At 52.5% G+C, this 1,231-nt stretch carries 2 protein-coding genes; both read left to right on the top strand.

Features of this window, described 5'->3' with window-relative positions; translation table 11 throughout:
• The coding region (locus ACFS25_RS20145; RefSeq protein WP_381504614.1) for a T9SS type B sorting domain-containing protein at positions 1 to 590 on the top strand (590 nt) is incomplete at its 5' end.
• A 150-nt stretch (positions 591 to 740) separates the two neighbouring features.
• On the top strand, positions 741 to 1,231 hold a 491-nt coding region (locus ACFS25_RS20150), incomplete at its 3' end, for a PKD domain-containing protein (protein WP_381504616.1).

Here is a 1,231-nt window from a genome sequence, read left to right on the forward strand (position 1 = left end):
TGAGTGCCGAAAGCTTCTGCGACCAGACCAGCTTCACCAACCAGCTCCGCTGGACACCCACAGCCTCACCCAGCTGCGAGGCCAACATTGCCAGCTACAAGATCTACTACGGGCGCTACCGCACCGACACGCTGGGCGTGCTGACCAGTGTGTCGGCTCCCGCCACCAGCTTCGACCACAGCAGTCTGAGCACGGTGGCGGGCTGTTACTACGTGACGGCCGTCAGCCAGCGGGGGCTGGAGAGTGCGCCCTCCAACAAGGTCTGCAACCAGGCCTGTCCGGAGCTGGTGCTGCCCAACGTGTTCACCCCCAACGGGGATGGCAAGAATGAGGTGTTTGCCCCCCTGAAGTGCCCCCGGTTTGTGGAGCGCATCGACTTTGTGGTCTACAATCGGTGGGGGGCCAAGCTGTATGCGGGCTCGGGGCCGACCCTGAGTTGGGATGGCAAGAGCAGCGATGGGACGGATCTGCCCACGGGCTTGTACTATTACCAGGCCACGGTCTACTATGCGATGCTGGACCGCAATGCGCCCCCCCAGGTATTCAAAAGCTGGGTCCAGATCATCCGGGAAAACATGAGCATGAAGTAAGTACCATAAAAAAGGTCATAGTAATAAAAGGAGAATGGGTTGGCAGGAAGTCATTTCCCGTTCTCCTTTTATCTTTTTCCCTTATCTTACCACGTGATATTAATACGCTTTTTACACACAAAAGCGTTTTACTAAAAATGTGATGATTTTATGCGATTCCTTTATATAATTGGGCTTTTAAGCCTTTTTTTGAGTGCTGTGCTTTGGCCCACCATTAGTCAGGCTACCCACGTACGAGCTGGGGAAATTACGACTAAACGAATCTCCCAAACTTCCCTGACATATAAGATTACCTTTACCGCTTACTTCGATGAGGTAAAAGGTAGACCAGCAGCAGATCAGGCAACCAATTACACCTTCTGTTTTGGTGATGGTACCACAGCCGATGTTGATCGTAGTAGTCGTGTTTACATTAATGGGCGCACGTCATCGGTTAACAGTTATACGGTTATTCATACCTATCCCGGTCCGGGAACCTATACCATCGGGGTAACAGTACCGAACCGTAATGCCGATACAAAAAATCTTCCACCAGCCGCTTCATCTGACCAAATTCGCTTTTTCGTTTCGACGACGATTTTGATCAACGCGGCCCTGCTGACCAACTCCACCCCCGTCATGCTCAACCCACCCCTGGACTC

Origin of the sequence: Spirosoma flavum, from assembly GCF_042686045.1 — a bacterium.
Taxonomy (GTDB): Bacteria; Bacteroidota; Bacteroidia; order Cytophagales; family Spirosomataceae; genus Spirosoma; species Spirosoma flavum.